The 5,388-nt window shown below is 52.5% G+C and carries 7 protein-coding genes; all 7 read right to left on the reverse strand.

What is annotated here, in order from left to right; all coding sequences use genetic code 11:
• Window positions 1–253: 253 nt before the first annotated feature.
• Window positions 254–1,480, reverse strand: a complete 1,227-nt coding sequence (locus DWY84_RS16930) for a plasmid recombination protein (protein ID WP_182434972.1) — start codon at window positions 1,478–1,480, stop codon at window positions 254–256.
• A 279-nt stretch (window positions 1,481–1,759) separates the two neighbouring features.
• Window positions 1,760–2,113, reverse strand: a complete 354-nt coding sequence (locus DWY84_RS16935) for a helix-turn-helix transcriptional regulator (protein ID WP_118534466.1) — start codon at window positions 2,111–2,113, stop codon at window positions 1,760–1,762.
• A gap of 83 nt (window positions 2,114–2,196) precedes the next feature.
• Window positions 2,197–2,667: a hypothetical protein gene (locus tag DWY84_RS16940; RefSeq protein WP_118534467.1), complete on the reverse strand. Its 471-nt coding sequence runs from the start codon at window positions 2,665–2,667 to the stop codon at window positions 2,197–2,199.
• On the reverse strand, window positions 2,664–2,912 hold the full coding sequence (locus DWY84_RS16945; RefSeq protein WP_118534468.1) for a hypothetical protein: 249 nt from the start codon (window positions 2,910–2,912) through the stop codon (window positions 2,664–2,666). The genes DWY84_RS16940 and DWY84_RS16945 overlap by 4 nt, the downstream gene beginning before the upstream one ends.
• An 18-nt stretch (window positions 2,913–2,930) precedes the next feature.
• Window positions 2,931–3,203 (reverse strand): type II toxin-antitoxin system YafQ family toxin, encoded by a 273-nt coding sequence (locus DWY84_RS16950; RefSeq protein ID WP_066859802.1) that lies wholly within the window; start codon window positions 3,201–3,203, stop codon window positions 2,931–2,933.
• A complete protein-coding gene (locus tag DWY84_RS16955; protein ID WP_005948237.1) occupies window positions 3,196–3,477 on the reverse strand; it encodes a type II toxin-antitoxin system RelB/DinJ family antitoxin in 282 nt (93 codons plus the stop codon). Before DWY84_RS16955 ends, DWY84_RS16950 begins: the two co-directional genes overlap by 8 nt.
• Window positions 3,478–3,722: 245 nt before the next feature.
• Window positions 3,723–5,225, reverse strand: a complete 1,503-nt coding sequence (locus DWY84_RS16960; protein ID WP_118534469.1) for a hypothetical protein — start codon at window positions 5,223–5,225, stop codon at window positions 3,723–3,725.
• Between the last annotated feature and the right edge of the window lie 163 nt (window positions 5,226–5,388).

Here is a 5,388-nt window from a genome sequence, read left to right on the forward strand (position 1 = left end):
CCCCGCCGCTCACCCCCATAACCCCCTCCGACTTTCTCCCTGTCAGAGAGAGAATATTTTATTATATTTTCCCTGGCCTAAAGGCCATAGGGGGGCATATATTATCAATATATTTTTTCCCTATTTTACGACAAACCCATTTCAGCTTGTCCCCCCATAGGGGGCATATATTATCAATATATTTTTTCCCTATTTTCTGTTGATATTATAGCCTGTCCGGGTGGCTCTTGCAAGGCCCCCGGACAGGCTTCTTTTACAGCTCCATACCGCCCCAGGTATGGCCCCGTTCCTGATCTCTTTCCGGCTGCTGCACCTCTGGCACAGGTAGCAGCTCACGCGCCTTTTCGACCAGAGGACGGAACTGCTCTGGCAAGTGCCGATCCAGGAAATCCAGCACCGCCCCGATCCCTTCCCGGAGCCGCGCCGAAAACCCGCGCTCCCGGCTCAAATCTTCTTCCAGGTATTCCACCTGCACTTTGAGCTGCCGGTTTTCATTTTCAAGCCGCTGCCGCTCCTGGGCCTCCTTCAGCTTTTCTTTCGTCGAGGGGATTTTCTGCTGAAGCTGTTGGTTTTCTACCTTCAGCTCCCGCACCTTCTGCTCTGCCGCCGCGCCCCGGATCACCGCCGCCTTCAGCTCCTTCACCTGCTCCACCGTCACGCCCTTGACGGCCCCTGTCAGCGTCTTTTCCGGCTGTATTGCGTCCAGATCGGGCTTGACCTTCTCCACCGCTTTCAGCAGCTTCACATTCCCTTGCAGGGCCTTTCTCTGCTTTTCCAAGGCCGCGATCTCCTGCTCTGCCGCTATCACCTGTTCCTGGACAGCTTCAAGCCGCTGGGCCGCTGCTCTGTACTCTGGCAGCTCCATATGAGGCCGGCCACCGCCCAGGCTGATAATCTCAAACTCATGCGCCTGGGCGATTTCTGTTAGGGCTTCTTTCTCCCGTTCCATCCAGGCTTTCCATTCCGTCTGCTTCCGGCCAAGCCCCTCAAATCCTTGCTGCTTTAACGCTTGTTTCATTGATACCCTCGTTGAGAGGCCCCGGCTCTGCTCCGTTGCCACCGGCACGAAGTCCACATGGAGGTGGGGCGTGGCCTCGTCCATGTGCAGCACCATATTGAACACCCGCAGATGAGGATTGCGCTCCTGGAAGGACTCTGCAAATTCTTTGAGAGCTGCCGCCGCCCGTTCCCCTCCAGGGGAGCCGCACCCGCAGTCCGTCAAGTTGCCGATCTGAAAGATAGCCTCGTGAAATAGCTTCTCCTGCTTGCTCTGCCGGATATGCTCATAGTAGTCTGGTATCTTGTCCCTGGTCTTTTTCTTTTTGGCATTGTAGGCGGCCAGGGCTTCATCGAAAAGTTCGTGGTACACCTTTTTCAAATCCTCGTTGCAAAAGGTGACATTCTGCCCCGACCTGCTTCGGTCTACATTCGCCGCTGAAAAGCTCCTGTTGTTGTGCCGGATACTTCCCCGGCCCGTCATTCCCGAAATGGTTGTGCCTATAAAATCACCCGTCCCTTTCCTGCAAAAGCCTATATCCTACTACTCCTATTTTACCATAACTGGCCGCAGTCCACAACCTCTTTGTTACTTTCTTGTGAGAAAGTAACGCAAAAGCACTTTCACACCGTCGCCCCTTCGGGGCTGGCAGTATGAAAGTGCTTTTGCGCGCTCCCGCGGGGGATTGCCGGAGCTGCCAACCGCTACGGTTTCCCGCTGCTTTCGGGCGGCTCCGGCTGGGACTTCGGCCACACTGTCAAATTACTGCTTTATGCTCTGCAAAATTTCCTCAACCGTCGTTCCGTACAACTTTGCCAGCGCAATCAAATTAGAGGTACTCGGATCACATTCTCCGCTTTCCCACTTAGATACTGCTTGCCGACTAACCCCTATTGTTTCTGCTACAAATTCTTGGGTCATCTTATTTTTAGTCCGCAAGTCTTTCAATACTTCACCTAAATTTTGCTTAAGGACGCTCTTTTCAGCTCTTACATCTTTAGACCTAATATATTTCTTCAAAGCTCGAATAATCAAGATAACCAGATAGATAAATAGCCCGAAAAGACCTGCATAGATGATCAAAGAAATAACCAGCATTGGTGCCGCTATACTCATATTTGTTCCTCCTTTCTGATCATCATTTTAGCAATAACTTCTCGGTTGCTACCACCAATTATTGAGCAACTTTAAGTTGCTTTCTACTTTCCAAACAGTTTACTAAACCACCCGCGCTTTTGCTCCGGCTCCTGGCCCTGCTGATCCGCTCCGGCCTCCCCGGTAAGAAGCTGCTGCTGGATTGTCCCCGCGTGAAGGGCCTGGGCCGCCGCTGCTGTCTGCTGGGCGGCAACCAGAGCCTCCGTCAGCTTTTCAATCTGCCTGTCTTTTACTTCAAGCTGCCCTTGCAGTGTGTCGATGGTGGCCTGTAAAACGCAAACCAAATCGGAAACTTCGTGGTTTTCGGTTTGCGTTTTAGTTTGCGTTTGGTTTTCGATTTCGGTTTGCGATTTTTCAGAAAAAGCCTGTTTTATCAAGGCTTCCTGGTGTTCATCAATCGCAAACTGGTTTCCGTTTTTTCGCAAACCTGATCGCAAACCCAGGTTTGCGATTTGTTTATTTACTGCTGTCTTTGATACCCCTATCTCGTCCGCTATCTGCCGGATTGTTTTCATACTTTCACGAACAGGCCCACAGGACACACGCCCTCAAACCCAGGCGTAGATATGTACCAGCAGCCGGGGCCTGTTGGCTCCCAGGCTACTTCAAGGGTAATCTCGTGCCAGCCATCAGGAAACAAGGCGGTAAAACCCTGCCCTGCGTGTATGCCGTCCCCTTCCAGGAGCAGCCGAGAGTGCGGATCATCGTCTGCCAGATCGGGGAGCTGCAACTGCGCGATCCTCTCTTTATCCCAGCTCATAGACCTTTCCTCCTTCCCCTAAAATAAATCGCTATGCGATCCCGTCCGGGTGAGATATAAAATCAGCTCGTCCCCGTCCACTTCGTAGATCAGCAACCAATCCGGCGTAATGTGGCACTCACGACACCCAGCATAATCCCCGGAAAGTTGGTGATCCCTGTTCTTCTCTGGCAACGGCTCCCCCGCAGCCAACTTTTTAATAATATCCGTCAGCAAAGAAATATCAAAGCCGCGCTTTTTCACGCGCTTCAAATCCTTCTGAAACTTTGTGGTTGGTCTTATGTTATACATCAGCAAGCAGCTCCTCCATCATCTGATCGACATTGGAATAGGTCTTGCCGAGGCTCGGATCGGCTTTCATTCTCTTTACTTCCTTGATTGCTTCAACAGTTTCCGCGTTCGGCACATCGCCGCTAATTTCAAAGGGTATTCTATACTCCCTCACAGCCTTACGCGCAAAAACATTGAACGCCGTTGTCATCGTCATTCCCATATCAGCACAGAACGCCTCAAACTGCCGCTTCAAGTCTGCGTCCATACGAATGTTAATATTTGTATTTGCCATAGGTAGCAACTCCTTTCACTCTCATTATATCCATTGTATAACTTTTTATTTACAATGTCAATATATGTTTCTGACCGTTTACCCAAGCACTGGCCCTTAAACTTCTACCCTGGTATGTTCGCATTTAGAGGACAAAAAAGCCTTGATTTATGCGGCTTTCCGGGCGCAGTAGAGAGGGGGCCGGTATATTTACCCTCGGAGGGCTGAAAACGGCTTCTAAAGCGTAACAGGGGCCTTTCTGGGCCTTATTCCTGGCCCCCATCGTGCAGTGCGTCCAGGATCCAATCGCTCAACTCCTGGGAAGGGGACACCCGCACCGTTATATGCCCATTTTCAAAGCGCACCGCTGGCGGCGGGCAATCCCACCACTTACGGACGGTTTTCGGATCAAGGCCAGTTTCCCGGTGACAGTCGGCCTTGCGCCCCTCCGGGTGCTGCTGCCGCCATTCATAAACCCGCGCCTGGGCCGACGGGCGGCCATTCCCCTCACGCCAATTACTATGAACTATGTCCCGCGTTGCCCTGGCTATCTTCAAATGCTGTTCCTGTTTGCGCCAGTTCCGCTTATTGACAGGCATAGTCAGGCCGGAGAGCTTCGCTATATCGTCCCTGGGGAATGTCACATAGTCCTCATTGAACATTTCCAGGGCGCACACCACATCATCTTTTGTAAAGCGGTTTATATCCTCAACACTCATATCATCGTAGGGCCGGAGCAGCGCAAAAGCGTCCCGGCGCAGCTCGTCCTCGTCTATCCCGCATTTTTTTGCATAAATCGCCAGCGTCATAATGCCATAGAAACGATGGCCCACCCGGATTTCATCGGCGATCCGGTGTAGCCACCAGTCGTAAAGGTCACGCTTGACCGTCCAGCGGCCCCGCCGCTCCTTCTTGACGATCCTCCGCTCATACCAATCCGGGTACTTCTCTTTCGCCTCGGCCAGCGACAGGCGGCTCTTTCTCATAAGCCCCTCAAGCCGCTGCTGTTCCCCGTTGCTGTCCGGGATATAATCAAGCAACCGCGCCAGCTCCACCGGCCCGCCGAGCCGGAACGCCCTCACAGGGTACTCCCGTCCCAGCTTCGAGCCGGAGCCGACCACCCGAAAGCCCTGCAAAATCCCCTGCATTTGCGGCTCCTTGATGGTGGAGGTAAACTTATTCCAAATCTGCCGGGTAAGGGAATATTTCAGCTCTTTCAAGCATTTTTGGTTGTACGGGTACATAGGCACCGGCTCTTTCAGCACATAATACAGGTGAAGCCCTGTCCCGCTGTTTACAACAAAGGTTGCCTGGGGCAGAATATCCTTGTTCATCTGGTGCAGCGTGTCCCGGAGCTGGGGCATACCCACCCCGTCCAGGTCAAAAACCAAGGCATAGAGATACCTGGCATTTTTGCCGCACCGCCGCAGCCCAAAATAGGAGATCGGGGACATAATCGTGAAATCGGTATCTTGCAGCTCCCGCAGCTCGTCCAGCTCGTCAGTGATGGTACAGCGTTTCGCTTTACCGTCCCCCTCGATCTGCAAGGCAATCCCCGTTGCCTTGTCAACCTCACCTTTCGGCACCGTCACCGCAATTCCGTTTCCCTTCCTGTCCTCAAAATGGCCCTTCCTCTCGAAAGATCCTTCTGGGAAGATCTCACGATAAAACTCATACGGCTCCACCGGCTCCAAAAACTTCTCTAAATGCTCGTTCTTTTCCCTGTAAAGTTCCCGCAGCCGTTCCAGGGCTTCTTGCTGATCCGCCATTCCTTACACCTCTTTTCGTACATTCTGCAAACCCATAGGGGGAAAAGGGGAAGCCAAAGAGCGGCCCCTTCGGGGCCTTAAAGAGAAAGTCACCTCCCCCTTTTCCCCCTCGCTCTGGGGCATGGAAATGATGGAAAACCTTTCAGGTTTACCACATTCCCAC

This window comes from Clostridium sp. AF27-2AA (genome assembly GCF_003478505.1).
GTDB lineage: Bacteria > Bacillota > Clostridia > Lachnospirales > Lachnospiraceae > Brotaphodocola.

Bases quoted from the DNA above. Each gene is read 5' to 3' on its own strand.
- DWY84_RS16945 (WP_118534468.1), bottom strand. From the start codon at position 2,912: ATGAGCTGGGATAAAGAGAGGATCGCGCAGTTGCAGCTCCCCGATCTG.
- DWY84_RS16940 (WP_118534467.1), bottom strand. From the start codon at position 2,667: ATGAAAACAATCCGGCAGATAGCGGACGAGATAGGGGTATCAAAGACA.
- DWY84_RS16930 (WP_182434972.1), bottom strand. From the start codon at position 1,480: ATGACGGGCCGGGGAAGTATCCGGCACAACAACAGGAGCTTTTCAGCG.
- DWY84_RS16935 (WP_118534466.1), bottom strand. From the start codon at position 2,113: ATGAGTATAGCGGCACCAATGCTGGTTATTTCTTTGATCATCTATGCA.
- DWY84_RS16950 (WP_066859802.1), bottom strand. From the start codon at position 3,203: ATGTATAACATAAGACCAACCACAAAGTTTCAGAAGGATTTGAAGCGC.
- DWY84_RS16960 (WP_118534469.1), bottom strand. From the start codon at position 5,225: ATGGCGGATCAGCAAGAAGCCCTGGAACGGCTGCGGGAACTTTACAGG.
- DWY84_RS16955 (WP_005948237.1), bottom strand. From the start codon at position 3,477: ATGGCAAATACAAATATTAACATTCGTATGGACGCAGACTTGAAGCGG.